This window comes from Enterobacter chuandaensis, from assembly GCF_003594915.1.
Lineage (GTDB): Bacteria > Pseudomonadota > Gammaproteobacteria > Enterobacterales > Enterobacteriaceae > Enterobacter > Enterobacter chuandaensis.
Genome location: NZ_QZCS01000011.1, coordinates 43701 through 69323, shown reverse-complemented (window position 1 = coordinate 69323; position 25623 = coordinate 43701). Strand labels below are relative to the sequence as shown.

Annotated in this window: 24 protein-coding genes; 4 read left to right on the top strand and 20 right to left on the bottom strand. The window is 57.5% G+C overall.

What is annotated here, in order from left to right:
* Positions 1–18 precede the first annotated feature (18 nt).
* Positions 19–387, bottom strand: coding sequence for a diacylglycerol kinase (locus D5066_RS16550; RefSeq protein WP_014830281.1), 369 nt, complete (start codon positions 385–387; stop codon positions 19–21).
* Positions 388–541: 154 nt separating this feature from the next.
* Here D5066_RS16550 and plsB point away from each other — a divergent pair, with 154 nt between their 5' ends.
* Positions 542–2962 carry a glycerol-3-phosphate 1-O-acyltransferase PlsB gene (gene plsB / locus D5066_RS16545; protein ID WP_119916554.1) on the top strand — a complete coding sequence of 807 codons (2421 nt, stop codon included), beginning with the start codon at positions 542–544 and terminating at the stop codon, positions 2960–2962.
* A 117-nt stretch (positions 2963–3079) separates the two neighbouring features.
* Here plsB and gntU read toward each other — a convergent pair whose 3' ends face one another.
* From gntU to D5066_RS16520, 5 genes are all read right to left on the bottom strand, one after another.
* On the bottom strand, positions 3080–4420 hold the full coding sequence (gene gntU / locus D5066_RS16540) for a gluconate transporter (protein WP_014833577.1): 1341 nt from the start codon (positions 4418–4420) through the stop codon (positions 3080–3082).
* A gap of 3 nt (positions 4421–4423) precedes the next feature.
* On the bottom strand, positions 4424–4951 hold the full coding sequence (gene gntK / locus D5066_RS16535) for a gluconokinase (RefSeq protein ID WP_014882134.1): 528 nt from the start codon (positions 4949–4951) through the stop codon (positions 4424–4426).
* A gap of 126 nt (positions 4952–5077) precedes the next feature.
* Positions 5078–6073 carry a gluconate operon transcriptional repressor GntR gene (gene gntR / locus D5066_RS16530; RefSeq protein ID WP_080329955.1) on the bottom strand — a complete coding sequence of 332 codons (996 nt, stop codon included), beginning with the start codon at positions 6071–6073 and terminating at the stop codon, positions 5078–5080.
* A 91-nt stretch (positions 6074–6164) separates the two neighbouring features.
* Positions 6165–6860 (bottom strand): pirin family protein, encoded by a 696-nt coding sequence (locus tag D5066_RS16525; protein ID WP_000639796.1) that lies wholly within the window; start codon positions 6858–6860, stop codon positions 6165–6167.
* 123 nt (positions 6861–6983) lie between these two features.
* Entirely contained in the window at positions 6984–8021 is a 1038-nt protein-coding gene (locus D5066_RS16520) for an oxidoreductase (RefSeq protein ID WP_119916553.1), read from the bottom strand.
* 256 nt (positions 8022–8277) lie between these two features.
* Here D5066_RS16520 and yhhY point away from each other — a divergent pair, with 256 nt between their 5' ends.
* Entirely contained in the window at positions 8278–8766 is a 489-nt protein-coding gene (gene yhhY / locus D5066_RS16515) for an N-acetyltransferase (RefSeq protein WP_119916552.1), read from the top strand.
* A gap of 60 nt (positions 8767–8826) precedes the next feature.
* Here the strand turns inward: yhhY and ggt are convergent, their stop codons facing one another.
* Positions 8827–10572 carry a gamma-glutamyltransferase gene (ggt, locus tag D5066_RS16510; protein WP_208861689.1) on the bottom strand — a complete coding sequence of 582 codons (1746 nt, stop codon included), beginning with the start codon at positions 10570–10572 and terminating at the stop codon, positions 8827–8829.
* A 123-nt stretch (positions 10573–10695) separates the two neighbouring features.
* Here ggt and D5066_RS16505 point away from each other — a divergent pair, with 123 nt between their 5' ends.
* The gene (locus tag D5066_RS16505; RefSeq protein ID WP_119916551.1) at positions 10696–11067 is read left to right on the top strand and encodes a DUF2756 family protein; all 372 of its coding nucleotides are present in this window, start codon (positions 10696–10698) and stop codon (positions 11065–11067) included.
* Here the strand turns inward: D5066_RS16505 and ugpQ are convergent.
* From ugpQ to livK, 10 genes are all read right to left on the bottom strand, one after another.
* Complete coding sequence (ugpQ, locus tag D5066_RS16500) at positions 11057–11797, bottom strand: glycerophosphodiester phosphodiesterase (RefSeq protein ID WP_119916550.1); 741 nt, start codon at positions 11795–11797, stop codon at positions 11057–11059. The two genes, D5066_RS16505 and ugpQ, sit on opposite strands and share 11 nt — an antisense overlap.
* Positions 11794–12864 carry a sn-glycerol-3-phosphate import ATP-binding protein UgpC gene (locus D5066_RS16495; RefSeq protein WP_080329950.1) on the bottom strand — a complete coding sequence of 357 codons (1071 nt, stop codon included), beginning with the start codon at positions 12862–12864 and terminating at the stop codon, positions 11794–11796. Before D5066_RS16495 ends, ugpQ begins: the two co-directional genes overlap by 4 nt.
* Position 12865: 1 nt before the next feature.
* On the bottom strand, positions 12866–13711 hold the full coding sequence (ugpE, locus tag D5066_RS16490; RefSeq protein ID WP_028015153.1) for a sn-glycerol-3-phosphate ABC transporter permease UgpE: 846 nt from the start codon (positions 13709–13711) through the stop codon (positions 12866–12868).
* Entirely contained in the window at positions 13708–14595 is an 888-nt protein-coding gene (gene ugpA, locus D5066_RS16485; protein ID WP_119916549.1) for a sn-glycerol-3-phosphate ABC transporter permease UgpA, read from the bottom strand. The genes ugpE and ugpA overlap by 4 nt, the downstream gene beginning before the upstream one ends.
* A gap of 106 nt (positions 14596–14701) precedes the next feature.
* On the bottom strand, positions 14702–16018 hold the full coding sequence (gene ugpB / locus D5066_RS16480; protein ID WP_119916548.1) for a sn-glycerol-3-phosphate ABC transporter substrate-binding protein UgpB: 1317 nt from the start codon (positions 16016–16018) through the stop codon (positions 14702–14704).
* Between the two features lie 247 nt (positions 16019–16265).
* On the bottom strand, positions 16266–16979 hold the full coding sequence (gene livF, locus D5066_RS16475; protein WP_008500102.1) for a high-affinity branched-chain amino acid ABC transporter ATP-binding protein LivF: 714 nt from the start codon (positions 16977–16979) through the stop codon (positions 16266–16268).
* Between the two features lies 1 nt (position 16980).
* The gene (livG, locus tag D5066_RS16470; protein ID WP_080329947.1) at positions 16981–17748 is read right to left on the bottom strand and encodes a high-affinity branched-chain amino acid ABC transporter ATP-binding protein LivG; all 768 of its coding nucleotides are present in this window, start codon (positions 17746–17748) and stop codon (positions 16981–16983) included.
* Positions 17745–19022 carry a high-affinity branched-chain amino acid ABC transporter permease LivM gene (locus D5066_RS16465; RefSeq protein ID WP_080329946.1) on the bottom strand — a complete coding sequence of 426 codons (1278 nt, stop codon included), beginning with the start codon at positions 19020–19022 and terminating at the stop codon, positions 17745–17747. Before D5066_RS16465 ends, livG begins: the two co-directional genes overlap by 4 nt.
* Positions 19019–19945, bottom strand: coding sequence for a high-affinity branched-chain amino acid ABC transporter permease LivH (livH, locus tag D5066_RS16460; protein WP_013099131.1), 927 nt, complete (start codon positions 19943–19945; stop codon positions 19019–19021). The genes D5066_RS16465 and livH overlap by 4 nt, the downstream gene beginning before the upstream one ends.
* 46 nt (positions 19946–19991) lie before the next feature.
* Complete coding sequence (gene livK, locus D5066_RS16455) at positions 19992–21101, bottom strand: high-affinity branched-chain amino acid ABC transporter substrate-binding protein LivK (protein ID WP_119916547.1); 1110 nt, start codon at positions 21099–21101, stop codon at positions 19992–19994.
* 424 nt (positions 21102–21525) lie between these two features.
* Between livK and panM the strand changes: the two genes are divergently transcribed.
* Positions 21526–21915, top strand: a complete 390-nt coding sequence (gene panM / locus D5066_RS16450) for an aspartate 1-decarboxylase autocleavage activator PanM (protein ID WP_119916546.1) — start codon at positions 21526–21528, stop codon at positions 21913–21915.
* Positions 21916–21950: 35 nt separating this feature from the next.
* Here the strand turns inward: panM and livJ are convergent, their stop codons facing one another.
* From livJ to rpoH, 3 genes are all read right to left on the bottom strand, one after another.
* Complete coding sequence (gene livJ / locus D5066_RS16445) at positions 21951–23051, bottom strand: branched chain amino acid ABC transporter substrate-binding protein LivJ (RefSeq protein ID WP_165853354.1); 1101 nt, start codon at positions 23049–23051, stop codon at positions 21951–21953.
* A 197-nt stretch (positions 23052–23248) separates the two neighbouring features.
* Positions 23249–24514, bottom strand: coding sequence for a 4-aminobutyrate--2-oxoglutarate transaminase (locus tag D5066_RS16440; RefSeq protein WP_119916544.1), 1266 nt, complete (start codon positions 24512–24514; stop codon positions 23249–23251).
* Between the two features lie 136 nt (positions 24515–24650).
* Positions 24651–25508 (bottom strand): RNA polymerase sigma factor RpoH, encoded by an 858-nt coding sequence (gene rpoH, locus D5066_RS16435; RefSeq protein ID WP_028015143.1) that lies wholly within the window; start codon positions 25506–25508, stop codon positions 24651–24653.
* Positions 25509–25623: the final 115 nt, after the last annotated feature.

The following is a 25623-nucleotide window of genomic DNA, read 5'->3' as shown; positions in this document are numbered from 1 at the left end:
TTAATTATTCCTCGAGGCTCATCGGAAATGTGACCAAAGCAGCGTGACCCAGGTAATGGCTGCGGTGATAATCGCCAGCAGGACAGCGGCGGAGCCCATATCTTTCGCGCGGCCAGAAAGCTCGTGGAAATCAGAGCCGATCCGGTCGACCACGGCCTCAATAGCGCTATTGAGAATTTCCACTATCATCACCAGAAGTACGGAACCGATGAGAAGCACGCGGGTAATGGCATCTACATCAAGGAAACAGGCGATGATAACCGCGACGATAGCGGCGACACCTTCCTGGCGAAAAGCGGCTTCATTAACCCAGGCGGCACGGAAACCTTTCCATGAATAACCGGCAGCTTTGATGATACGCGTTAACCCAGTGGTATTATTGGCCATTAAAAGAACCTTTTTTAAAAAAGAGCGTCAGTAACAGAAGGCGTAGCGCGTTGCGCTGCCGCCTGAAGTATGACGGGTAACAACAGAAATTTTGCGCGCTTTCTGTTATCCTTGCGCCGCAATTGCATTATTAACCAGAGGCTTTACATCGTTTATGTCCGGCTGGCCACGAATTTACTACAAATTACTTAATTTACCATTAAGCATACTGGTAAAAAGCAAGTCTATCCCAGCAGAACCCGCGCTGGAACTGGGGCTCGATACGTCGCGCCCTATTATGTATGTTTTGCCTTATAACTCGAAGGCAGACCTGCTGACACTTCGCGCCCAGTGTCTGGCGCATGATTTACCCGACCCGCTTGAACCGCTGGAAGTTGACGGCACTTTGCTGCCGCGCTACGTGTTCATTCATGGCGGGCCGCGCGTGTTTACCTATTACACACCGAAAGAAGAGTCCATCAAGCTGTTCCACGACTATCTCGATCTGCACCGCAGCAATCCTGACCTGGATGTGCAGATGGTGCCGGTATCGGTGATGTTTGGCCGCCGTCCGGGCCGCGAAAAAGGCGAAGAGAACCCGCCGCTGCGCATGCTTAACGGCATCCAGAAGTTCTTCGCGGTCTCCTGGCTGGGACGCGACAGCTTTGTGCGCTTCTCCCCTTCCGTCTCCCTTCGCCGAATGGCGGACGAGCACGGCACCGATAAGATCATCGCGCAAAAACTGGCGCGCGTGGCGCGTATGCACTTCGCCCGTCAGCGCCTGGCGGCCGTAGGGCCACGTCTCCCTGCGCGTCAGGATCTGTTCAACAAGCTGCTGGCCTCCAAAGCGATCGCCCGCGCCGTTGAAGACGAAGCGCGCAGCAAGAAAATTTCGCATGAGAAAGCCCAGCAGAACGCCATTGCGCTGATGGAAGAGATCGCAGCGAACTTCTCTTACGAGATGATTCGTCTTTCCGATCGTATTCTCGGCTTTACCTGGAACCGTCTGTATCAGGGCATCAACGTGCATAATGCTGAGCGTGTACGTCAGCTGGCGCACGATGGCCATGAGATTGTCTATGTCCCCTGCCACCGCAGCCACATGGACTACCTGCTTCTCTCCTACGTGCTCTATCACCAGGGGCTGGTACCGCCACATATCGCTGCCGGTATTAACCTGAACTTCTGGCCAGCAGGCCCGATCTTCCGCCGCCTGGGTGCGTTCTTTATTCGTCGTACCTTTAAGGGCAACAAGCTCTACTCCACCGTGTTCCGCGAGTATCTGGGCGAGCTGTTCAGCCGCGGTTATTCCGTAGAGTACTTCGTGGAAGGGGGACGTTCCCGTACCGGTCGTCTGCTCGATCCGAAGACCGGCACGCTGTCGATGACCATCCAGGCGATGCTGCGCGGCGGTACGCGTCCGATTACGCTTGTGCCGATCTATATTGGCTATGAGCACGTAATGGAAGTGGGCACCTACGCGAAAGAGCTGCGTGGTGCGACCAAAGAAAAAGAGAGCCTGCCGCAGATGCTGCGCGGCCTGAGCAAGTTACGCAACCTGGGTCAGGGCTACGTAAACTTTGGCGAGCCGATGCCGCTGATGACGTATCTGAACCATCATGTTCCGGATTGGCGCGAGTCTATCGATCCTATCGAAGCGGTTCGTCCGGCCTGGCTGACGCCAACGGTGAACGGTATCGCGTCCGAGCTGATGGTGCGCATTAACAACGCCGGTGCGGCCAATGCCATGAACCTGTGCTGTACGGCGCTGCTGGCTTCCCGTCAGCGTTCCCTGACCCGTGAACAGCTCACGGAGCAGCTGGACTGCTATCTGGACATGATGCGCAACGTACCGTACTCGGTTGATTCGACAGCGCCTTCTGCTACCGCCAGCGAGCTTATCGATCACGCGTTGCAGATGAATAAGTTTGAAGTCGAGAAGGACACGATCGGCGACATCATCATTTTGCCGCGCGAGCAGGCGGTGCTGATGACGTACTATCGCAACAACATCGCCCATATGCTAATGCTGCCGTCGCTCATGGCGGCCATTATCACCCAGCATCGCCGCATTTCACGTCAGGAACTGTTGCGTCACGTTGAGACGCTCTACCCGATGCTGAAAGCGGAGCTGTTCCTGCGCTGGAGCAAGGAAGAGCTGGCCGTTGAGCTGGAAAAACTGACGGAAGAACTGCGCCGTCAGGGGCTGATCACCGTTGCGAACGACGAGCTGCACATCAATCCGTCACGCTCCCGCACCCTCCAACTGCTGGCGGCCGGTGCGCGCGAAACGCTGCAGCGCTACGCCATTACGTTCTGGCTGCTGAGCGCGAACCCGTCTATCAACCGCGGTACGCTGGAGAAAGAGAGCCGGACGCTGGCACAGCGCTTGTCCGTTCTGCACGGCATTAACGCCCCGGAATTCTTCGACAAGGCGGTCTTTAGCTCGCTGGTGCTGACGCTGCGTGACGAAGGCTTCATCAGCGATACGGGCGATGCCGAGCCGGAAGAGACGCTGAAGGTTTACCAGATGCTGGCTGAGCTGATTACGTCGGACGTGCGTTTGACGATTGAGAGCGCGACGCAGGGCGAGTGATGTGAAAAAGCCGGGTGGTGTTTCACCTTGCCCGGCCTGACGTTCTGCATAACAGAAAGGCCCGGTAAGCGCTAACGCTACCGGGCCTTATTTTTGAGCCTTATTAAATCACCGTATTCAGCTCAGAAGCGTAAAGGCAATCATCCCGACAATCGCACCCGTCGTGCCGAGGATGGTTTCCATCAGCGTCCAGGTTTTCAGGGTTTGCGCTTCGGTCGCGCCGGTAAACTTACCGAACAGCCAGAAGCCAGCATCGTTAACGTGCGAGACGACAATCGAACCGCCCGCGATACAGATAGACAGCGCGGCCATCTGCGCACCAGAGTAGTTGAGCTGTTCAATCACCGGCATCACCAGACCCACGGCGGTTAAGCACGCGACGGTCGCGGAACCCTGAATGATACGCACCGCCGCAGCCAGCACGAAGCAGGTTACCGCAATCGGCAGGCCCATCCCGGTCAGCGCTTCACCCAGAGCCGGGCCCACGCCGGAATCCACCAGCACCTGCTTGAACACGCCACCGGCACCGATCACCAGCAGGATAATCCCCGCAGGCTGCAGCGCCGCACCGCAGATCTCCATCACGCGGTCTTTCGGCATACCCTGGCGCATCGCCAGGCCGTAAATCGCCACCAGACACGCCACCAGAATCGCCGTGAACGGATGGCCGATAAACTCAAACCATTCGTACGCGGTAGAACCGACCGGCACAAAGCGCGCGGCGATGGTTTTCAGGCCCACCAGCACCAGCGGCAGCAGGATCAGCGACAGGCTAAAGCCGAAGGACGGCATTTTGCCTTCGCCAAGGTGCGGCTCGGTGATGTCGTCAGGAATGTGCAGCTCAACGTAACGGCTGATGAAGTTGCCCCACAGCGGACCGGCGATAATCATTCCCGGGATCGCAGCGCACAGGCCAATCAGGATCATCCAGCCAAAATCGGCGTGCATCTGTGAGGCCAGCAGCATCGGCGCAGGTCCAGGCAGCAGAAACGCTGCCGCCGCCGCCACGCCCGCAAACAGTGGAATAACCAGCTTCACGAGGTTAGTGCCGGTATGGCGCGCCATAGAGAACGCGACGCTGATGAGCAGCACCACCGCCACTTCGAAGAACAGCGGCAGCGCGCAAATCAGACCGGCCAGGCCAATCGCGTAGTGCGCGCGGCTGTGACCGAAGGATTTGAGCATCTTGACGGCAATCTGGTCGACCGCGCCCGTCTCATGCAGGATCTTGCCAAACATCGCGCCCAGCGCGACCACAATCGCCAGGAAGCCCAGCGTGCCTCCCATCCCTTTTTCCATCGTCGCGGCGATCTTGTCGAGCGGCATACCGGAAAAGAGACCTGCACCAATAGAAACCACCATCAAAGCAACGAAGGCGTGCATACGCGCCTTCATCACTAAAAACAGCAGCAGCAAAACCGAACCCACTGCTGTCAACACTAGCGTTAATGTACTCAAAACTTACTGCCTTTTATTAATGACCTCGATGGTGCTGGCTACAACACCCTCCAGTGACTGATCGATATCAACCACTAAGACGTCTTTTTCGTCTTCACCCGGCTCCTGCAGCGCGTCGAACTGCGTGACCAGCATCTGGGTTTTGAAGAAGTGACCTTTGCGCGCCTTCAGACGGCTTTCAATCACTTCGAAATCGCCCTTCAGGTAGATGAAGGAGAGGTTTGGGTTGCCGTCGCGCAGCAGATCGCGGTAGGTTTTTTTCAGCGCGGAGCAAACAATCAGGGAAACTTTGTTGGTACGCTGCATCGCAAAGGCGGCATCGTTCAGCGCCTGCAACCACGGTTTGCGGTCGTCGTCGTTCAGCGGTTCGCCGGAGGCCATTTTCATAATGTTGCTGCGGGGATGGAGGAAGTCACCATCAAGAAACGCAGCCTGAAGTTGATGCGCCACTTCGCTCGCCACGGCAGATTTACCGCTACCGGACACGCCCATCAGGACGTAAACGTGGTGATCGTGATTAGTCGTGCTCAAAGGGTGTCCCTCAGTCAATTGTTACGGGTAACAGTTATCGGTAACATTGTCCTGCCGGGGCAAAAGAGAAGCAATATCCAAACGTGCGCGAAGTGAATAAGTGTGACCTACTTCAAACTTGTCAGCTCAAATAGATCCACCCGGTGACAAGGTGAAACCTAAATCTAACATTTTAGGGGTAACCGCTTCGCCACGAATACGCGCCAGCAGGCGTTCTGCGCCAATGCGACCCATACGCTCACGCGGTGTCAGAACGCTCGCCAGACGCGGTTCCATCACCTGACCAATATCGTGGCCGTGGAAGCCAGCAATTGCCATATCCTCAGGGATCTTCAACCCCAGACGCTGGCATTCGAACGCTGCACCGACCGCAAGGTCATCGTTGGTACAGAAAATACCGTCCAGTTGCGGATACTCGCGTCGTGCCTGACGCATCAGCTCAATACCCGAGGTGTAAGATGAGGACTGCTCCACCATCACGCTGTACGGGGTTAAGTTCGCGTCGAGCATCGCCTGCTCGTATCCCTTCTGTTTGATGATAGTACGTTCATCAAGACGCGCACCCAGATAAGCAATATGACGATGACCGCGGGCAATGATGGCCGCCGTCATCTGACGAGCCGCTTCAAAGTTATCGAACCCAACGGCGATATCGAGGCATGGCGACTGGCTGTCCATGAGCTCCACCACCGGGATACCGGCGACTTCAATCATTTTGAGCGTGCGGGCAGTGTGGGTACGTTCGGTTAAAATCAGGCCGTCGATGTTCCAGGAAAGCATCGATTCAAGACGTTCTTCTTCCAGTTCCGGCTTGTACCCATAGTGGGCAAGCATGGTCTGGTAGCCAAAAGCATCGGTGACGCTTTCAATGCCGCGCAGAACTTCGGCGAAAACCTGGTTGGTCAGGGAAGGAAGCAGGACACCTACCGCACGGCTGGTCGCATTGGAGAGAATATCGGGTGCGCGGTTAGGGATATAACCCAGTTCATCAAGAGCGGCAGCAATCTTGCCACGCAACGCCACGGAAACCTGCTCCGGGTTACGTAAAAAGCGGCTGACCGTCATTTTGGTCACACCGACGCGATCGGCGACATCCTGAAGTACGGGGCGTTTCTTTTTCATCGTCCTGAGAAATCTTGAAGTGAGAGATTTGCTCAGTTTATCACGGACAAAGCTCAACCTTCCCCGTTTAAAGGGAAGGTTGAGAAATTATTTAGACCGGAGGCAGGTCAAACAGCAGGATTTCACTTTCGCTGTCGGCATGCACGGAGAGCGCCTGCTCATCCCAGATTGCCAGACCATCGGCGGTAGTGGCTTTGGTGCCGTTAATGGACACTTCACCTTTTACCACCTGGATCCAGACGCGGCGGTTGGCGGCAATCTGGTGCACAGACTGTTCGTCTTTTGCCAGCGCCCAGCGGTACAGCTCCATATCCTGATGCACCTTCAGGGAACCTTCACGCGCATCCGGGGAGAGCACCAGCTGTTTGCCCTGTTTCGCGTCGAAGCGGCGCTGTTCGTAGCGCGGCGTGATGCCGGTCTCTTCTGGAATGATCCAGATTTGATACAGGTGCAGTTTTTCCGTTTTGCTCGGGTTGTACTCGGAGTGGCGCACCCCGGTACCCGCGCTCATAATCTGAAACTCGCCCGCCGGAACCTGCTCTTTGTTGCCCATGCTGTCCTGGTGCTCAACCGCCCCTTCCAGCACATAGGTCAGGATTTCCATGTCTTTGTGCGGGTGAGTACCGAAGCCCTGGCCTGCATCAATCACGTCGTCGTTAATCACGCGCAGTGCGGAGAAGCCCATGAAGTTCGGGTCGTAGTAGTCGGCAAACGAGAATGAATGCCATGAGTCCAGCCAGCCATGATTTGCGTGACCACGTTCGTTTGCTTTGCGTAAGTAGATCATTGTTTTCACCCTCAGTTCGTTTCGATGGAGTAAGTGTGGACGCAAACGGTCGGGGATCATAGAGGGTGAAAATTGACTCCTCTGTTCAAAAATTATGAATAAGTGCAGAGGAGCCGTTTTTGCTTATTTCGCTAGGGTTACCGTGGCAGGAGAAGCCTGCTCAAAGGCCCGCTCAAGGATTTCAAGGTTGGTCAGAACGTCAGATTCCTTGACGTAATTCGGTGCGCCGCTGGTGAGGGTTTCATACAGCGCATCGTAGACGCGACCATAGTCGCCGGTTTCCGGTTTCAGCTCTTCTTTGACCGTCACACCCTCATCGTTCACATACTCCAGCACGCCCACGGAATCATCCGCCGCAAAGCCCGGTTCGCCCGGCATGATGTTGGCCTTCAGGCTGGTCTCCTGCTGGTCAATGCCATACTTAATGAACGAGCCTCTGGTGCCGTGAACGATAAATTTCGGGTAGTCGATTTTCACCAGATGGCTGGTTTTGACGATGGCTTTCAGGTCGCCGTAGAAAAGCTGCGCTTCAAAAGTGTCGTCCGGGTTGGCTTTATTGCGCAGGCTGCGGATGTCATACGCCACATGGTCCGGGCGACCAAACAGGGAGATGATCTGGTCCATGGTGTGTACGCCCAGACCATAGAACGAGCCGTCCTGCGGCAGACCGGGTTGGGTCTCCGCCACAGGGCGGTAGTAATCGAAGTGGCTTTCAATTTCCACGATGTCGCCCAGCCTGCCGCCCTCAATCGCTTTTTTCGCCGTCAGGAAACAGCTGTCAAAGCGACGGTTCTGATACGGGGTGACGGTCAGCCCTTTACTTTTCGCCAGCGCAAACAGCGCTTTCGCTTCGGCAATGGTCGGGGTGAACGGCTTTTCCACCAGCACGTTCTTACCCGCTTCGAGCGCGCGTTTCGCATAGTCAAAATGGCTGTCGGCATGGGTGCAGACAACCACCAGCTTTACCTGCGGGTCATTCAACACTTCATCAAGATCGCTGGTGAAGTGAATGTGGGAATACTGCGGAGACTGCTCTTCCGGCTTCGCGCTGCGGCGGTAGATGTGGGCGACGTGCCAGGTGTCTTTACGATGGAGGACATACGGAAGGTGGTAACGCGTCGTGCTTTTGCCAAATCCAATAAATGCGCAATGTAGTGTCATGGCTCAGTCCTTTTGGAAGGTTACTGAATCTAACCATAACAAAAAAAAAGCCAGCGAGAAGCTGGCTAAAGTAATACTGGAAGCAATGTGAGCAATGTCGTGCTTTCAGGTTCCCGTAGGGGTCTTCCTGAATGCAAAGCAATAATAATCATTCTCATTCGCACTTGTCCAATACTTTTTGCAAAAAATAGCGGTTGACTCAAATTTTAAAGTCATTGATGTTGGAGGGGACTTTTAACTAACTGAGGAACAAGGAATGAGTGAGATAGTGATACGCCACGCTGAACCGAGAGATTACGACGCCATTCGTCAGATCCACGCCCAGCCGGAGGTGTACCACAACACGCTACAGGTTCCTCATCCCTCAGAGCAAATGTGGCAGGAGCGGCTAACCGACCAGCCCGGCATCAAGCAACTGGTCGCCTGCATCGACGATACCGTCGCCGGGCATCTGTGCATTGCCGTCGCACAACGCCCGCGTCGCAGCCACGTTGCCGATTTCGGTATTTGTGTGGGTGCGCAGTGGCAAAATCGGGGCGTTGCCAGCGCGCTGATGCGAACCATGATCGATATGTGCGACAACTGGCTGCGCGTCGACCGCATTGAGTTAACGGTATTTGTGGATAACGAACCGGCTATCGCGGTGTACAAAAAGCACGGGTTTGAAATTGAAGGCACCGGCAAGCGCTACGGCCTGCGCAAAGGCGAGTATGTGGATGCGTATTATATGGCGAGAATGAAGTGACACAGACCCCTCACCCTAACCCTCTCCCCTTTGGGGAGAGGGCCGGGGTGAGGGGGATGTTCAATATCCCGCCGTTAAATCATCCACCGAACGCGGGTCCGACGCCCCAAACAGCGCGCCGTCCGGCCCGACCATAATGCTCTGGGTGCTGCCCATCGCCTCTTTCACCGCCACCTTCTGTCCGCGCTGTTCCAGCAGCTTGATGGTGTCCGGGCTAAAGCCCTTCTCCACGCGCAGCTCGTCCGGCAGCCACTGGTGGTGGAAACGCGGAGCGTTGGTGGCTTCGGCGACGTTCATGCCAAAGTCGATGCTGTTCACCACCATCTGCAGCACGGTAGTGATAATCCGGCTGCCGCCCGGGCTGCCGGTCACCAGCCAGGTTTTACCGTCTTTCACCACGATAGTGGGCGACATGGACGACAGCGGACGTTTTTTCGGCCCGACCGCATTCGCATCGCCGCCGACCAGCCCGTAGACGTTCGGCACGCCCGGCTTGGCAGAGAAGTCATCCATCTCGTTGTTTAGCAGAATACCGCTGTTGCCCGCCACAATCCCGGTACCAAAGGTGGTATTCAGCGTATAGGTCACCGCCACCGCGTTGCCGTCTTTATCCACCACCGAGAAGTGGGTGGTCTGGTTGCTTTCATACGGTGCCAGCTTGCCGGGGCGGATCTCGCTCGACGGCTTAGCCTTGTTGATGTCGATCTGATCGGCAATAGATTTGGCATAGGCTTTATTAGTCAGCGCCTGCCACGGCACCTTCACGAAGTCCGGATCGCCGAGGTATTCCGAGCGGTCGGCGTAGGCGCGTTTTTCTGCCTCCGCCATCACCTGCATGGCATCCGCGCTGCCGAAGCCGAACTTGTGCATATCGAAGTTTTCAAGAATGTTGAGGATCTGCACGATGTGGATCCCGCCGGAGGACGGCGGCGGCATGGAGAAGACCTCGTAGCCGCGGTAGGTGCCGCTAATCGGCTCGCGCTCCACCGCCTTGTATTCCGCCAGATCCGCTTTGGTGATAAGCCCGCCGTTCTTTTGCATCTCTTGCGCAATCTGGTCGGCAATCGCCCCTTTGTAGAAGGCGTCCGGACCGTGCTCCGCAATCAGCTCCAGGCTTTTGGCGAGGTTCTTCTGCACCAGCTTATCGCCCTTCTTCAGCGGCTCGCCGTCCTTCCAGAAGATGGCCTTGCTGTTTTCATGATTCGGAATAACTTCGCTGCCGTAGGTTTTGAGGTCGTCTGCCAGCGCGTCATTGACCACAAACCCCTCCCGCGCCAGCTTGATGGCAGGCTGCACCACCTTGTTCAGCGGCAGCGTGCCGTATTTTTCCAGCGCCAGCGAGAAGCCCGCAACGGTGCCCGGCGTGCCGGAGGCGAGGTGCGAGGTCAGGGATTTCTTGCTGTCCGGGTTACCCTGGTCGTCGAGGAACATATCGCGGGACGCCTGCGAAGGTGCCATTTCGCGGAAGTCGATGGCGGTAGTTTTGCCGTCTTTGGTGCGCAGCATCATAAAGCCGCCGCCGCCCAGGTTCCCCGCCTGCGGGTGCGTTACCGCCAGCGCGTACCCTACCGCAACCGCCGCATCCACCGCGTTACCGCCCTGCTTAAGAATATCGACGCCCACGTTAGTTGCCAGCGCATCCACCGACGCCACCATGCCATGGGTTGCCCGCACGGGATGAAAAACATCTTCCTCCACGCCGTAAGAGACCGGAGGAGCCGCTGGCGGGTTGGCCGCCACGGTAAATGTACCGCCTGCCATCAGCGCGGCGATGGCGACCCAGCGCAAAAACGTTGGTTTCATCATTATTGTTCTCCAGGTGAAGGGATCCATATTCCCCGCTTAAGCCTGGTTCACAACTCCTAAAAAATCATCGTCATGGTGAAATCAGGGTAAACTTAAGAGAGCCCTCAAGAGGAGGAAATGACAATGAAACGCTTGATGATTCTTGCGGCGCTGATCCCGTTTGCCGCGCTCGCACAGCCACTCAACACCATGAACAACCCGAACCAGCAGGGTTACGTTATCCCGAGCCAGCAGCGCATGCAGACCGAGATGATGAGCCAGCAACAGCAGCAGAAAGGGATGCTCAATCAGCAGCTGAGAACACAGACCCAGATGCAGCAGCAGAGCCTGCAAAACCAGATGAACGCCAACACCCAGCGCGTGCAGCAGGGACAGGTGCGCGAGCAGCCGTTGCCAAATGCAAACGGCGGAATGTTAGGGGGCGGGATGTCACAAAGCAGCGGTCAGCAGCATATGCTGCCGACCCAGCAGAACGGCAGTATGCTCAATAAATAAACTTCGGCCCGATCTGGTCAATCGCATCGGTGCAGATGCTGTCCACGCCCCAGCGCAGCAATTCGGCTGCGCGCTGGGGTTTGTTAACGGTGTAGACCAGAATATGCAGACCCGCGTCTTTCAGCATTTTCACCCGCGCCTCGTCCAGCAGCTTGTGGTTCAGATGGATCGAGACGCAGCCTAAGCGGCCCGTTAGTTCGCGCCAGTCCTCACGCCACTCGTCCAGCAGCAGCCCGCGCGGCAGCTCAGGTACGGCCGCCTGTGCGGCTTCCAGCGCGTCGATGTCAAACGACGACAGCAGCGGCGCGGTCATCCCATCCCACAGCTCGCGCGCGGCCAGCGCAATCACTTTGCCCGTCAGCGGCCCGGTGCCGGTGGTCGGTTTGATTTCGATATTGGCCATCATGCCGTGCTGGCGGCAGCGTTCGGCCACTTCCGCCAGCAGCGGCAGCGGTTCGCCTTTGAACTCGCCGCTGTACCAGCTTCCGGCGTCTACCTTCAGCAGATCGCGCCACGGCAGCTCGCCCGCCACGCCCCAGCCGTTGCTGGTGCGTTCGAGGTTGTCGTCATGCAGCAGGAAAATTTCACCGTCCTTCGAGAGCTTGGCGTCGAACTCGATCATCGTGTGGCCGTAGCGCGCGCCGACATCAATCGCCGCCAGGGTGTTTTCCGGGGCCAGCTTACCGCCGCCGCGGTGGGCGACGACGTGGGGATAAGGCCAGTTGCTCATACTCGTTGTCCTGTTTCACCGTCAAAAAGGTGCAGATGGTTTTCCGGCAGGTGCAGCCACAGCGTGCTGCCCGCTTTCGGGCGTTCCTGATGCGCGAGGCGCACCACCATTTTTTGCTCGCCCCAGCGCCCGTGCGCCAGGTTATCTGCACCCAACATCTCCAGCGTGTCCATCACCAGCGGCACGCCGCCGTCCGCCTGAGACGTTAAGCCAATATGCTCCGGGCGGATGCCGAGCGTCATCTTACGCCCGGCGTAGCCACGATAGTACCAGTTGATCGGCAACGCCATCCCGCTTTCCAGCTCAAAGTGCGTGCCCGCGCTGCTGATGCGCCCCTCCAGCAGGTTCATCGCCGGGCTGCCGATAAAGCTCGCCACAAAGCGGGTGGCCGGTTTTTCGTACACTTCCACCGGGGTGCCAATCTGCTCGGCGATGCCTTTGTTCATCACCATTACGCGCTGGGCGAGGGTCATGGCTTCGACCTGATCGTGGGTCACGTACAGGGAGGTGGTTTTCAGACGACGGTGCAGCTGCTGCAGCTCAAGACGCATCTGTACGCGCAGCTTGGCATCGAGGTTAGACAGCGGCTCGTCGAACAGGAATACCGCCGGATCGCGCACGATGGCGCGCCCCATCGCCACGCGCTGGCGCTGGCCGCCGGAGAGCTCGCGCGGGCGACGCTTCAGCAGGCCGTCGAGTTCCAGAATGCGCGCGGCTTCTTTCACGCGCTCGTCGATATGGCCTTTGCCCATGCCGCGAATTTTCAGCCCCCAGGCCATGTTCTCCTCCACGCTCATGTGCGGATAGAGGGCGTAGTTCTGGAACACCATCGCGATGCCTCTGTCTTTTGGCTCCATCTCGGTGACGCGCTGACGGTCAATCCAGATATCCCCGGAGGTGACGCGCTCCAGCCCCGCCACCATGCGCAGCAGGGTGGATTTTCCGCAGCCGGACGGGCCGACCATGACGATGAATTCCCCGTCCGCCACGTCGAGCGTCAGCGGCTGAATCACCTGGGTTTTGCCGTCCCAGCTTTTGGTAACTGCCTGTAATTTTAAACCTGCCATCTTATTTCTCACTGTCCACTAAACCACGCACAAACGCACGCTGCATGGCTAAAACGATAACGACCGGGGGGATAAGGGTGAGCAGCATCGCCGCCATCACCTGGTTCCAGAGAGTGGTGCCTTCGCCGGTGGCGATCATGCCTTTGATGCCTGCTACGGCGGTGCCGAGGTTGACGTCCTGAATAATCAGCAGCGGCCACAGGTACTGGTTCCAGCCGTAGATAAAGGTGATCACAAACAGCGCCGCGAGATTGGTTTTCGACAGCGGCAGCACGATGTCGCGGAAGAAGCGCATCGGCGACGCGCCGTCGATGCGCGCGGCCTCAATCAGCTCGTCCGGCAGGGTCATAAAGAACTGGCGGAACAGGAAGGTGGCGGTCGCCGAGGCCATCAGCGGCAGGGTTAAGCCCGCGTAGCTGTCGAGCATCTTGAGGTTGGCGATCACTTCCACCGTCGGGAAGATACGCACTTCCACCGGCAGCATCAGGGTAATGAAGATCATCCAGAAGAACAGGTTACGCAGCGGAAAGCGGAACCAGACGATGGCGAAGGCCGAGAGCATCGACACGGTGATTTTGCCGACGGTGATGCCGAACGCCATGATGAAGCTGTTGAGCATCATCAGCCAGAACGGCGCGCTATTGGCACCCACGCCCTGGGTCCAGATGGTTTTCATGTTCTCAAAAAGATGCCCGCCTGGGATCAGCGTCATCGGCGTGTCGAACACCGCTTTGGTGTCCAGCGTGGCGGCGACAAACGCCACGTACAGCGGGAAGAGAATGACGATAATCCCTAAAATCAGCATGGTATGGCTGAAAATCGTCAGCCCGCGACGGTTCTCAATCATTGGTAGCGCACCTTACTTTCGACATAGCGGAACTGCACCACCGTGAGGATGATGACGAGGAACATCAGCACGACCGACTGGGCGGCAGAGGCGGAGAGATCCAGCCCCGCAAAACCTTCGCGGTAGATCTTGTAGATCAGCGTCGTTGTCGCCTGTACCGGGCCGCCTGCGGTCGCCGCGTCGATCACCGGGAAGGTGTCGAAGAAGGCGTACACGAGGTTAACCACCAGCAGGAAGAAACTCACCGGGGCGATCAGCGGCAGTGACAGCCTGAAGAAGCGACGAATGGGCCCTGCGCCGTCAATTGCCGCGGCTTCCACCAGCGAACGCGGAATGGACTGCAGCGCGGCAAAGAAGAACAGGAAGTTGTAGCTGATCTGCTTCCACACCGAGGCGAACACCACCAGGAACATCGCCTGACCGCTGTTCTGGGCGTGGTTCCAGTCAACGCCGAACTCTGCCAGAAAATGCGTAATCAACCCGCGTCCGGGGTTAAACAGGAAGATCCACAGCACGGCGGCGACGGCGGGAGCCACGGCGTAAGGCAGCAGCATCAGCGTCTGGTAAAGACGGCTGCCGCGCACCACGTAATCCACCAGCGCGGCGAAGAACAGCGAGGCAACAAGGCCGCTGACGGTTACGAGGGCGCTGAACTTCATCGTCGTCCAGAAGGAGTCCAGGTAGTAGCTGTCGTGGAACAGCGCAGTGAAATTGTCCAGCCCGACAAACTGGCTGGAAAGCCCGAACGGATCGACGCTTTGTACCGAGTACCACAGCGCTTCGCCCGCAGGCCAGATAAAGAAGATAACGGTGATGACCAGCTGCGGCGCGACCAGCAGGTACGGCAGCCCGCGGGAACGGAACACCGGACGGGATGAGGACATTGAGATTTGATTCCTGAACAATGCCGGGTGGCGGCTGCGCCTTACCCGGCCTACATGGGGCACATCGTAGGCCCGGTAAGCGCAGCGCCACCGGGCGTTTCAGCGATTACGATTTCGTCGACTGCTCAAAGCGGCGCAGCAGCTGATTGCCGCGCTCTACCGCAGAGTCCAGCGCCTGCTGTGGCGTTTTCTTCCCGGTCCAGACGCTTTCCAGCTCTTCATCCACGATGGTGCGGATCTGCGGCATGTTGCCCAGACGCAGGCCCTTGGTGAACGGCAACGGCGGCTTGTTCAGCATCTGACGCGTCGCGATATCTGCGCCCGGGTTCTTGCTGTAGAAGCCCTGCTCGCGGGTCAGGTCGTACGCGGCTTTGGTGATCGGCAGATAGCCAGTCTTCTGGTGCCACTCGGCGGCGTTTTCCGGCTTAGCCAGGAAGTCGAGGAACTCGGCCACCCCTTTGTAAGTGCCCTTATCTTTACCCTGCATCACCCACAGGCTCGCCCCGCCGATGATGGCGTTCTGCGGCGCGCCCTTAACGTCGGCGTCATACGGCATCATGCCCACGCCGTAGTTGAATTTGGCGTAGTGACGGATATCCGCCAGCGAGCCGGACGAGGCGGTGGTAATGGCGCAGTCGCCGTTGTAGAACTTCTCGGTGGATTCGTCCTTACGCCCGAAGTAGCTGAAATCGCCCTTCTTGTTGAGTTCTTCCAGCAATGCGATGTGCTTCACCTGCTCCGGCTTGTTGAACTCCAGCACCGCGTCGGTGCCGTCGAAGCCGTTGTTTTTTGTCGCAACCGGCAGGCCGTGCCAGGCGCTGAAGTTTTCAATCTGGATCCAGCCCTGCCAGCCGCTGGCGTAGCCGCACTTCATGCCCGCCGCTTTCAGCTTCGCGGTATACTCAGCCAGGTCCTGCCAGGTTTTTGGCGGCTGTTCCGGATCTAAACCGGCTTTTTTGAAGGCGTCTTTGTTGTAGTACAGCACCGGCGTGGAGCTGTTAAACGGCTGGGACAGCAGATGGCCGGTTTTGGAATCGGTGTAGTAACCCGCTACGGTCGGCACAAACTGCGATTCGTCGAAGTTGATACCCGCCTCTTTGAACACTTCATACACCGGCTTGATGGCTTTGGAAGCCATCATGGTGGCGGTACCCACTTCGTAAACCTGTAACAGGGCCGGCGCGTTGCCGGTACGGAAGGCGGCGATGCCCGCGCTCAGGCTCTGCTCGTAGTTGCCTTTGTACACCGGCACAATTTTGTAATCCGGGTGGGTGTCGTTGAAACGCTGCGCCAGGGAGTCAACCTCTTTACCCAACTCCCCTTCCATGGAATGCCAGAACGGAATGGTGGTCACAGCCATTGCGTTCGTCGCAAAAGCCAGACTTAGTGCCAGACCCAAAGCTGTGTGTCGTAACGATGTCATTGTCATCTCTCTTATTGTGCCGGATGCGCGATATCACGCGTTTTATGCTCGCGAGGTAACATGACATGCTCGAATGACAGAAAAATAACTGTTTGTTTACAGATAAGTGACAACAAAAGGTCAGTGGGATGATGGTTGTGTGAAGCGGGTTGGGTTAAAAAAAAGCCGGGTGGCGGCTTCGCCTTACCCGGCCTGGTCGATCCCGTAGGCCCGGTAAGCGTAAGCGCCACCGGGCGATACAGACGGCTCAGCCGCCTAAGTACGCGCTCCGCACCGCTTCGTTCGCCAGCAGTGCATCGCCGGTATCCTCCAGCACCACGCGGCCGTTCTCCAGCACGTAGCCACGGTCAGCAAGCTTCAGCGCCTGGTTGGCGTTCTGCTCGACGAGGAAGATGGTCATCCCCTCTTTACGCAACTGCTCGATAGTGTCGAAGATCTGCTGAATGATGATCGGCGCAAGGCCGAGCGAGGGTTCATCCAGCAGCAGCAGGCGCGGCTGGCTCATCAGCGCGCGGCCAATTGCCAGCATCTGCTGCTCACCGCCGGACATGGTGCCCGCACGCTGGATGCGGCGCTCCCACAGGCGCGGGAAGAGTTCGTATACCCACTTGATGCGGGTCTGGTATTCATCCCGATGGGCGAAGAAACCGCCCATCGCCAGGTTCTCTTCCACCGTCATACGCGAGAACACGCGGCGCCCTTCCGGCACAATCGCCACCGCCTCGCGCATGATTCTGGCGGTCTGCCAGTCGGTAATGTCTTTGCCATCAAACACAATCCGCCCGCTGGTGGCGCGCGGGTCGCCGCACAGGGTGCCGAGCAGCGTGGTTTTACCCGCGCCGTTGGCACCAATCAGGGTGACGATTTCACCCTGATTGATGTGCAGGCTGACGTCGTGCAGCGCCTGGATCTTGCCGTAGTGCGCGTTGACCTTGTCGAACGTTAACATCGCTTTTTCCATCTTATGCCTCACCAAGGTATGCGCGGATCACGTCCGGGTTATTGCGGATCTCTTCCGGCGTGCCGTTTGCCAGCGGCGTGCCCTGGTTTACCACATAGATACGGTCCGAAATACCCATCACCAGCTTCATGTCGTGTTCAATCAGCAGAATGGTGGTGTCGTGACTATCGCGCAGCTCGGCAATCAGCTCGTCCAGCTCTTTAGTCTCTTTCGGGTTAAGACCCGCCGCCGGTTCGTCGAGCATCAGGATTTCCGGCTGCGTCACCATGCAGCGCACAATCTCCAGGCGACGCTGATCGCCGTAGGCCAGGTTGCTGGCCTGACGGTTAGCGTGCTGGAGCAGGCCGATACGGTCGAGCCAGGTGGCGGCGCGGTCGAGCGCCTCCTCCTGCGCGCGGCGGAAGGCCGGGGTTTTCAACAGGCCGGAGAACAGCCCGGTTTTTAGCTGCTGATGCTGTGCCACCAGCAGGTTCTCAATCACCGTCATCTCGCGGAACAGACGCACGTGCTGGAAGGTACGCACCACGCCCATGCGGGCGATCTGCTGGCCCGGCAGCCCTTCAAGGTGCTGGTCGCGCAGCATGATGGTGCCGCCCGTCGGCTTGTAGAAGCCGGTCAGGCAGTTGAAGACCGTGGTTTTCCCCGCGCCGTTCGGGCCAATCAGGGAGACAATCTCTTTCTTGTGCAGATCCAGATTCACGTTGTTGACTGCCAGCAGGCCGCCAAAACGCATCATCAGGCCGTTAACGGATAATAATGGCTGACTCATGCCTGCTCTCCTTTCGCTTCCGCACTCTTAAGCTTCAGCTGTGGACGCGTCATCGGCAGGAGGCCCTGCGGACGCCAGATCATCATCAGCACCATCAAACCACCCAGCATCAGCATGCTGTATTCGTTAAAATCGCGCATCAGCTCGCGCGAAACCACCAGCAGGATGGCCGCGAGGATCACGGCGAACTGCGATCCCATCCCGCCGAGCACCACAATCGCCAGCACAAAGGCGGATTCGGCAAAGGTGAACGATTCCGGGCTAACGAAGCCCTGACGCGCGGCAAACAGCGTTCCGGCGAAACCGGCAAACGCGGCGCTGATGGTAAACGCGGTCAGCTTGATGCGGGTCGGGTTCAGGCCCAGGGAGCGGCAGGCGATCTCATCTTCACGCAGCGCTTCCCACGCGCGGCCCAGCGGCATGCGCAGCAGACGGTTGATCACGAACAGGGTAATCACCACCAGCAGCAGCGCCACCAGGTAAAGCCAGATCACGCGGTCGGACGGGTCATATTTGATGCCGAAGAAGTTGCTGAAGGTATCCCAGCCCCCTTCGCGAGCGGTACGGCTAAACTCCAGGCCAAAGAAGGTCGGTTTCGGGATCTGGCTGATGCCGTTCGGGCCGCCGGTCACTTCGGTATTGTTGAGCAGCAGGATACGGACGATTTCACCGAAGCCTAAGGTCACAATCGCCAGGTAGTCACCGCGCAGGCGCAGCACCGGGAAGCCGAGCAGGAAGCCCGCGGCGGCAGAGACCAGCCCCGCCAGCGGCAGACAGGTCCAGAAGCCGAGGCCGTAATAGTGGTTCAGCAGCGCAAAGGTGTAGGCACCGATGGCGTAGAAGCCGCCGTAGCCCAGCACCAGCAGGCCAGACAGCCCCACGACCACGTTCAGACCGAGGCCAAGGATCACATAAATCATGGTCAGGGTGGCGATATCCACGGTGCCACGCGACACCACAAACGGCCACGCCACGGCGGCCACCAGCAGCGCCACGAGGAACAGCTTCTGCTTAACGGTAGAGCCGTCAATTGCCGGCAGCACGAACTTCGGCCCGGAGACGTTTTTCAGCGTCTTCTGGAACAGCGGGCGCAGCAGCTGGAACAGGAACACCACGGCGGTGCCGATAAACACCCACTGCCAGCGGATGTCGGGGGCGGTATCCACCACCAGCTTCGTGCCGTCCAGACCTAACTGGACGCCCATAAAGACGCCCGCCAGCACGAAGAACATGGCGGCAGAGAGCAGCGCCATTGCAAAATGCATCGGTTTCATACTTTCTCTACCTCCGGACGGCCCAGAATACCGGTAGGCATCACCAGCAGAACCAGAATCAGCAGGGCAAACGACACCACATCTTTATATTCCGTGCTCAGATACGCCGAGGAGAGCGCTTCCGCCACGCCCAGGATCAGGCCACCGATCATCGCGCCCGGAATGCTGCCGATGCCGCCCAATACCGCCGCGGTGAAGGCTTTCATCCCGGCCATAAAGCCGATGTACGGGTTGATCACGCCATAGAACTGGCCGAGCAGAACACCTGCGACGGCAGCCATCGCCGCGCCGATCACGAAGGTGAGCGCAATTACGCGGTCGGTGTTGATGCCGAGCAGGCTCGCCATCTTCAGGTCTTCCGCGCAGGCGCGACAGGCGCGTCCCATGCGGGAGTAACGGATGAACAGCGTCAGGGCCAGCATCGCGATAAAAGTCACGACCCAAATCACCAGCTGCATGGTCGTGATAGAGGCCGAGAAGTTTTCGCTGGCCCCCACAATCCACTGGCCGTTAAACAGGCTTGGCAACGCCACGTCGCGCGAGCCTTCGGTCAGGCTGACGTAGTTTTGCAGGAAAATGGACATCCCGATGGCGGAGATGAGCGCAATCAGACGCTTGGAGCTGCGCACTGGCCGGTAGGCCACGCGCTCAATGCTCCAGCCGTAGGCGCTGGCAATCACAATCGCGCCGACAAACCCGGCGGCCACCAGCAGCCAGCTGCTGTCGATGCCCATCATCATCAGGGCGGCGATAATCATAAAGGAGACGTAGCTACCGATCATGTACACCTCGCCGTGGGCGAAGTTGATCATGCCGATAATGCCGTAAACCATCGTATAGCCGATGGCAATCAGCGCGTAAGTGCTTCCCAGCGTGACGCCGTTAAACATCTGCTGCAGGAAATAGAGAAACTGCTCGGACATATGCAAACCTTTTTATACCCGCCCGGTGAGCCGGGCGGTGGGATAATTATTTGGCGACCGAGGACGAACCGTCGGCGTGCCACTTAAAGACACCAAACTCAAATCCCTTCAGATCGCCTTTCTCATCCCAGTTCAGCGGCCCAATCACGGTGTTCGCCCCGTGTGCTTTTAAATCTTTCACCAGATCCAGCGGCTCTTTGCTGCCGGTACGCTCCAGCGCGGTAGCCAGAGACTGCACGGCTGCATAGGTGATCCAGACGTACGGACCACTCGGATCTTTCTTCTGCGCCTTGAGCGCATCCACGATAGCTTTGTTCGCCGGATCCTGGTCATAGCGTTTTGGCATCGTCACCAGCATGCCTTCGGCAGAATCCCCTGCGATGTTCGACAGAGAGGCGTTGCCCACGCCCTCTGGCCCCATAAACTGGGTTTTCAGGCCGGTTGCGCGCGCCTGGCGCAGCATCTGGCCCATTTCCGGGTAGTAGCCGCCGTAGTAAACGAAGTCGATATTCTCTTTTTGCAGACGAGCGATCAGCGCGGAAAAGTCTTTCTCACCGGCGGTAATGCCGTCGAAGAAGACGATGTTCGCGCCGCCTTTTTTCAGGCCGTCCTGCACGGAGCGCGCCAGGCCCTCGCCGTACTGCTGTTTGTCATGAATAATGGCAATGCGCTGTGGCTTAACGGTTTCGAGGATGTATTTGGCGGCGGTGGGGCCCTGCGAGGAGTCCAGACCGGCGGTACGCATGATGTGCTGGTAGCCGCGCTGGGTCAGCTCCGGGTTCGTTGCGCCAGGGGTGATCATCAGGATGCCTTCGTCTTCGTAGATATCAGACGCGGGCTGTGTGGAGGATGAGCACAGGTGACCGATGACGTACTGGATGCCGTCGTTGACGATTTTGTTGGCAACCGCGACGGCCTGTTTCGGATCGCAGGCGTCGTCATACTCCACGCCTACCAGCTTGTCGCCTTTGATGCCGCCTTTAGCATTGATGTCTTTGATGGCCTGACGCGCGCCGTTGAACTCCATGTCACCCCACTGGGCAACAGGGCCGGATATCGCACCCACTACCGCAACTTTAATGTCGTCTGCCATAGCGGCATGCGAGATCGACAGTGCGACCATCCCCGCGATTAACGTCTTCGCGTTCCTTTTCATCTCAGAATCCCCATTCGTGATGTCGTGTTTATATTTTGTTTTATTATGGTTAAAAAGCATTCTGTACTTTTAATGAACAACGCTATTTTTACCAGTGCCCTTAATGGTTTAGCGCAGTTTTTTGTCAAAAACCAGACTAAAATCTCTATTTTTCAGGCGATTAAGCAAAGATAATATTCTGAAATAAGGCAGAGATAAACAAATAAAAGTGCAGTTTGCAGCATAAAATAACGGCACAATGCGCCGAATAAATCACTACCATTCAGGTTAAAATTCTGCTTATTTTTCGATCCATGTGTTTTCAAACTGCCCATTGCGTTGCCAAAAAACTAATCACCTGGCAAATGGGAATAAAAAGAGACAGCGCCTGAGCAAATAAATTGAGTACACTGGCCGTACTCTTTTTGATTTGGACACGCTGCTAATGAAACTGACTATCGTGCGTCTGGTGACCTTTAGCGACCAGGATCATATCGACCTGGGCAAGATCTGGCCGGAATATTCCCCTTCGTCGCTGGCCGTCGACGAGAATCACCGCATCTATGCCGCGCGCTTTAACGAGCGCCTGCTGGCCGCCGTTCGCGTGACCCTGAGCGGCACGGAAGGGGCGCTGGATTCCCTGCGCGTGCGCGACGTCACCCGTCGTCGCGGGGTCGGACAGTATTTGATTGAAGAAGTGATCCGCGAAAACCCGAGCGTAACCTCCTGGTGGATGGCCGACGTGGGCGTGGAAGACCGCGGCGTGATGGCGGCGTTTATGCAGGCGTTAGGGTTTACGGCACAGGAGAGCGGGTGGGAGAAGCGCCAGAGTTGATGTGTGCGGGGTGATGCCCTCACCCCGCACCAGCATTATTTTGCGTCAGTCGCCGTGCCGTTGGCATGCCAGTCAAACACGCCGAACTCGAAGCCCTTCAGGTCGCCTTTCGCATCCCAGGACAGCGGCCCCATGACGGTTTCGACCGTGTTGGCTTTCAGCCAGGTAGCAATCTCAGCCGGATCGGCTGACTGGTTCAGACCCGCCTGCAGAGACTGGAGCGCCGCATAGGTGGTCCAGACGAACGCGCCGCTTGGATCCTGTTTTTTCGCCTTGATGGCATCCACGATAGGTTTGTTCGCAGGCACCTGGTCGTAGTTCTTCGGCTTGGTCACCAGCAAACCTTCGGCAGATTCACCCGCGATGTTAGACAGAGAGACGTTCGCCACGCCTTCCGGCCCCATGAACTGGGTTTTCAGACCTGCCGCACGCGCCTGGCGCAGGATCTGGCCCATTTCCGGGTGGTAGCCGCCGTAGTAAACGAAATCAATATTCTCTTTCTTCAGACGCGCCACCAGCGTGGAGAAGTCTTTCTCACCGGCGGTGATCCCGTCAAAGAAGACCACGTTGGCATTGCCTTTTTTCAGACCGTCCTGCACTGCACGGGCCAGACCTTCGCCATACTGCTGTTTATCGTGAACAATCGCGATACGCTGCGGCTTCACTTTTTCCAGAATGTACTTAGCCGCCGTTGGGCCCTGATCGGAGTCCAGACCGGTGGTGCGCAGAGTCAGCTTGTAGCCACGCGCGGTCAGCTCTGGTGCGGTTGCCGCTGGGGTGATCATCAGAATGCCTTCGTCTTCGTAGATGTCAGACGCTGGCTGAGTGGAAGAGGAACACAGGTGACCGATAACGTATTTGATCCCGTCGTTGACCACTTTGTTCGCCACCGCGACCGCTTGTTTCGGGTCACAGGCATCATCGTATTTTACGATCTGCAGTTTTTCGCCCTTGATGCCGCCCTTGGCATTAATGTCTGCAACCGCCTGTTCAGCGCCCGTAAACTCCTGGTCGCCGTACTGTGCTACCGGACCGGACATTGCGCCCACCACAGCCACTTTTATGTCTGCCTGCGCCATGGTGCTGAATGCCAACGCAATACATCCTGCCAGTAACGCTTTATCCTTCATGTTCATCCTGAGATTCCCCATTATTATGGTTATTACGATTGTTGTGATGTTGTTGTGCAGCGCTTTATTTCAGTTATTGGTGTGCTGTTCGCGCTTTTTCAGCATACTCTGCTAAAACATACCCCATTTTTATGATTTTGGAATAGCTAATTTGAAATGAATATATGATAAGCCCGACAGGATTTACCGCCGGGCTGGTGGCTTTAACGAGTCAGCGACGCGAAGATAATGTCCAGCGCTTTACGGAACTGCGCTTCGGGGATAGTGAGCGGATAGAGGAAGCGGATCACGTTGCCGTACACGCCGCAGCTCAGGAGCAGCAGCCCCTCGTTCAGCGCGCGCTCCTGCACCTGGCGGGTGAATTCCGGCGACGGTTGCCCGGATTGCGGATCGTTAAACTCCACCGCCACCATCGAGCCCTGGGCACGGATGTCGGCGATGAACGGGCAGTTTTCCTTCGCTTTGTTAAGCACTTCCACAAGATGATGACCGAGATGCGCCGAGCGCGTGCAGAGATCTTCCTCGTCAATCACGTCCAGCACCGCGTGGGCCGCGGCAATCGCCAGCGGGTTACCCGCGTAAGTGCCGCCCAGTCCGCCCGGCGCGGGGGCGTCCATCACCTCCGCACGGCCCGATACCGCAGAGAGCGGCATCCCGCCCGCGAGGCTTTTTGCCATGGTGATCAGGTCCGGCTTCACGCAGTGGTGTTCCATCGAGAACAGCTTGCCGGTGCGGGCAAAGCCGCTTTGCACCTCGTCGGCAATCAGCAAAATACCGTGGGTATCGCACAGGGCGCGCAGAGCCTGCATAAAATCAGCGGGCGCGATGTTGAAACCGCCCTCCCCCTGAACCGGTTCGAGAATAATGGCCGCCACCTGGTCTGGGGCGATATCCGCCTTAAAGATGCGTTCCAGGCTTTTCAACGCTTCCGCCGTGCTGACGCCGTGCAGATCGTTCGGATACTGCGCGTGATACACCGAGCCGGGGAACGGGCCGAAGCCCAGCTTATACGGTGCGACCTTGCCGGTCAGCGCCATGGTCATAAAGGTGCGGCCATGGAACGCGCCGCCGAAGGTGATAAGGCCAGGGCGCCTGGTGTACGCGCGGGCAATTTTGACCGCGTTTTCAACCGCTTCAGCGCCCGTCGAGAAGAACGCGGTTTTGGCAGGGCCGTCAATCGGCACACGCTGGTTGATGCGCTCGGCAAGGGCCACGTAGCCCTCGTACGGCACAATCTGATAGGCCGTGTGGGTAAAGGCGTGGAGTTGTTTTTCGATGGCGGAGATGACTTTGGGATGGCGATGGCCGGTATTCAGCACCGCGATCCCGGCGGCGAAGTCGATGTACTCGTTGCCTTCCACGTCCCACACCGTGGCGTTTTCGGCTTTATCGGCATAGAAGTTACACATGACGCCGATACCGCGCGGCGTCGCCTGTAAACGCCGATCGTTCAGTTCGTTATTTTTCACCCTGTCCCCCTGAGAAAGTCGCCTGCTTAGCGCATCAGTAAGTGTTTGCCAGGGGCAGGGAATTCGCCAGAGCGGGCGCCAAAAAAACAAAACCCCCGGACTCGCATCCAGGGGTTCTCGGTGTACTTCGCTTAGATTACGCTTCGATAGCGGCGCGAAGTTTTTTCATGGCGTTCTTCTCAAGCTGACGGACACGTTCCGCAGAAACGCCGTAGCGGTCGGCCAGCTCCTGCAGCGTGGACTTGTTGTCTTCATCCAGCCAGCGGGCGCGGATAATGTCCTGGCTACGCTCGTCGAGACCTTCCATCGCATGGGTCAGCTTGTTCGCGGCCTGATCTTCCCAGTTGTCCTCTTCAATGCCGTCGGCAAAGTTAGAGGTTTTATCCTGCAGATACAGAACCGGTGCCATCGGCTGGCTGTCAGATGCGTCGTCGTCGGAGGACATATCAAAGGTCATGTCCTGCGCGGCCATACGGGATTCCATCTCACGCACGTCTTTGCTGGATACGCCCAGCTCGCGCGCCACCATTTCCACTTCATCCTGGTTGAACCAGCCCAGACGCTGCTTGGTTTTACGCAGGTTGAAGAACAGTTTACGTTGCGCTTTTGTCGTGGCGACTTTCACGATACGCCAGTTGCGCAGCACGTATTCATGAATTTCTGCTTTGATCCAGTGCACGGCGAAGGAGACCAGTCGCACGCCCACTTCCGGGTTAAAGCGACGTACAGCCTTCATCAGGCCGATGTTACCTTCCTGAATCAAGTCCGCCTGCGGCAGGCCATAGCCCGCATAGTTACGAGCAATGTGAACAACAAAGCGCAGGTGAGACAGGATCAGCTTTTTCGCTGCTTCCAGATCGCCCTGGTAATGCAGCTTTTCAGCAAGCTCCTTTTCTTCCTCGGCCGTTAACATCGGCCAGGTGTTCGCAGCCCGGATGTAAGATTCCAGGTTACCAACAGGGGCTAAAGCTAAAGTTTGCATTTCTTTGGTCATTCATTCCTCTCAATGTTTCTTCTGGTCCAGGTTGTCCCCGTCAGGCAACAACCATGCCAAAGCGTTTGAGCAACGAGATTAGCATTCACTCTTTTATCAGACAGTGATTTTATCC

Excerpts from the sequence above, each read along its gene's own strand:
- D5066_RS16550 (WP_014830281.1), bottom strand. The coding sequence starts at position 387 with ATGGCCAATAATACCACTGGGTTAACGCGTATCATCAAAGCTGCCGGT.
- plsB (WP_119916554.1), top strand. The coding sequence starts at position 542 with ATGTCCGGCTGGCCACGAATTTACTACAAATTACTTAATTTACCATTA.
- gntR (WP_080329955.1), bottom strand. The coding sequence starts at position 6,073 with ATGAAAAAGAAACGCCCCGTACTTCAGGATGTCGCCGATCGCGTCGGT.
- D5066_RS16525 (WP_000639796.1), bottom strand. The coding sequence starts at position 6,860 with ATGATCTACTTACGCAAAGCAAACGAACGTGGTCACGCAAATCATGGC.
- D5066_RS16520 (WP_119916553.1), bottom strand. The coding sequence starts at position 8,021 with ATGACACTACATTGCGCATTTATTGGATTTGGCAAAAGCACGACGCGT.
- yhhY (WP_119916552.1), top strand. The coding sequence starts at position 8,278 with ATGAGTGAGATAGTGATACGCCACGCTGAACCGAGAGATTACGACGCC.
- ggt (WP_208861689.1), bottom strand. The coding sequence starts at position 10,572 with ATGATGAAACCAACGTTTTTGCGCTGGGTCGCCATCGCCGCGCTGATG.
- D5066_RS16505 (WP_119916551.1), top strand. The coding sequence starts at position 10,696 with ATGAAACGCTTGATGATTCTTGCGGCGCTGATCCCGTTTGCCGCGCTC.
- ugpQ (WP_119916550.1), bottom strand. The coding sequence starts at position 11,797 with ATGAGCAACTGGCCTTATCCCCACGTCGTCGCCCACCGCGGCGGCGGT.
- D5066_RS16495 (WP_080329950.1), bottom strand. The coding sequence starts at position 12,864 with ATGGCAGGTTTAAAATTACAGGCAGTTACCAAAAGCTGGGACGGCAAA.
- ugpE (WP_028015153.1), bottom strand. The coding sequence starts at position 13,711 with ATGATTGAGAACCGTCGCGGGCTGACGATTTTCAGCCATACCATGCTG.
- ugpA (WP_119916549.1), bottom strand. The coding sequence starts at position 14,595 with ATGTCCTCATCCCGTCCGGTGTTCCGTTCCCGCGGGCTGCCGTACCTG.
- ugpB (WP_119916548.1), bottom strand. The coding sequence starts at position 16,018 with ATGACATCGTTACGACACACAGCTTTGGGTCTGGCACTAAGTCTGGCT.
- livF (WP_008500102.1), bottom strand. The coding sequence starts at position 16,979 with ATGGAAAAAGCGATGTTAACGTTCGACAAGGTCAACGCGCACTACGGC.
- livG (WP_080329947.1), bottom strand. The coding sequence starts at position 17,748 with ATGAGTCAGCCATTATTATCCGTTAACGGCCTGATGATGCGTTTTGGC.
- D5066_RS16465 (WP_080329946.1), bottom strand. The coding sequence starts at position 19,022 with ATGAAACCGATGCATTTTGCAATGGCGCTGCTCTCTGCCGCCATGTTC.
- livH (WP_013099131.1), bottom strand. The coding sequence starts at position 19,945 with ATGTCCGAGCAGTTTCTCTATTTCCTGCAGCAGATGTTTAACGGCGTC.
- livK (WP_119916547.1), bottom strand. The coding sequence starts at position 21,101 with ATGAAAAGGAACGCGAAGACGTTAATCGCGGGGATGGTCGCACTGTCG.
- panM (WP_119916546.1), top strand. The coding sequence starts at position 21,526 with ATGAAACTGACTATCGTGCGTCTGGTGACCTTTAGCGACCAGGATCAT.
- livJ (WP_165853354.1), bottom strand. The coding sequence starts at position 23,051 with ATGAACATGAAGGATAAAGCGTTACTGGCAGGATGTATTGCGTTGGCA.
- rpoH (WP_028015143.1), bottom strand. The coding sequence starts at position 25,508 with ATGACCAAAGAAATGCAAACTTTAGCTTTAGCCCCTGTTGGTAACCTG.